Raw genomic sequence first — 1,487 nt, forward strand, 5'->3', positions numbered from 1 at the left:
GTCTCGGAGGTGAAACGGTCACCCGTGAGCTGCATCCCGTCACCGGAATCCCCGGCGAACCGGATGACCACCCTGTCCAGGCGGCGCACGTCCTTCGTCCCCGCCGGTTTGCGCTGTTCTCTCAGTTCTCCCAGAGCGGCCTCGTCGGCCTGCTCCGCTGGGCTGCTGACCTGGCTGGTCACTGAACTGGACCTCCCTCGGGGCGGCTGTCCGGGAACGGCCGTCCCGCCGGCCCTCCCAAGACCAACCCTACGTCGGCGAGGATGACCTTCCCTCGCTCTTTCGCCTGATGGACGCTGTTTTGAGACCGCTGAGCGCCCTGACTTGTCATGATTTACCCGCCCGTGCCACTTCCTTCGAAGACGCGCGCCATCGGTCGGCGGTTCTCGATCCGAGCGAAGGAGGTGGGGAGGGGGCGGGGCCGGCGACGGCGAGGGGAACGAGGAGGTGCGAGAGCGGAACAAGGAACAACGAGGAGGAGCGAGGAGGAACGAGGAGAGCGGATCCTCTGACACAGTGTCAGAGGATCACGAATTGAGGTAGGTGAGCACCGCCAGCACACGCCGGTGGTCCCCGTCGCTCGGGGACAGCCCGAGCTTCAGGAAGATGTTGCTGACGTGCTTCTCGACGGCTCCGTCGCTGACAACCAGCTGCCGGGCGATCGCCGAGTTGGTCCGCCCCTCCGCCATCAGCCCCAGCACCTCCCGTTCCCGAGGGGTGAGCCCCGCGAGCACGTGCTGCTTCCGGCTCCGCCCGAGCAGCTGCGCGACCACCTCCGGGTCCAGCGCCGTGCCGCCCTGCGCCACCCGGACCACCGCGTCCACGAACTCCCTGACCTCGGCGACCCGGTCCTTCAGCAGGTACCCCACGCCGCGACTGGACCCCGCGAGCAGTTCGGTGGCGTAGCGCTCCTCCACGTACTGGGACAGGACGAGAACCCCCAGCTCAGGGTGGTGCTTCCGCAGCTGTACGGCGGCCCGTACGCCCTCGTCGGTGTGGGTCGGAGGCATCCGTACGTCCGCCACGACCACGTCCGGGAGGTCGTCCTGGGCCGCGAACTCCGTGATCGTCTTGATCAGGGCGTTACCGTCCCCGACCCCCGCCACGACGTCGTGCCCCCGGTCGGTCAGCAGCCGCGTCAGCCCCTCCCGCAGCAGCACCGAATCCTCGGCGATGACCACCCGCACCCTGTTCTCCACGCCTTGTCCCCCCACGACACCCACCCCGACCGGCCCATGCTCCGGGCCCGCCCTGTACGACAGCCCCCAGCATTTCAGCATCGGAACCGCCGGGCACCGCGCCGACGAGGAATTCAGGACAGGAACGGCTGTCGAACTGGCCGAATGGCGCGGTCGCCTGCGCGCCGGGGTTCAGTCGCCGTGGGAGGAGGGCGTGGGAGGGGAGGGGGGAGGGAGGCAGCACGGAAGCGCGCCGCCGGCCGACCCCATTCGCGCCAGGGCCGCGATCGCCAGCGCCGCGGGGCGGGC

General features: G+C 69.7%; 2 protein-coding genes. Both read right to left on the bottom strand.

Annotated features, from left to right (window positions below; translation table 11 throughout):
- Positions 1-182, bottom strand: a 182-nt coding sequence (locus ACWCRJ_RS44555) for a hypothetical protein (protein ID WP_450944697.1), incomplete at its 3' end; no start/stop codon positions are given.
- Positions 183-527: 345 nt separating this feature from the next.
- Entirely contained in the window at positions 528-1,187 is a 660-nt protein-coding gene (locus tag ACWCRJ_RS44560) for a LuxR C-terminal-related transcriptional regulator (RefSeq protein WP_450944698.1), read from the bottom strand.
- Positions 1,188-1,487: the final 300 nt, after the last annotated feature.

This window comes from Streptomyces sp. NPDC002324, from assembly GCF_053593335.1.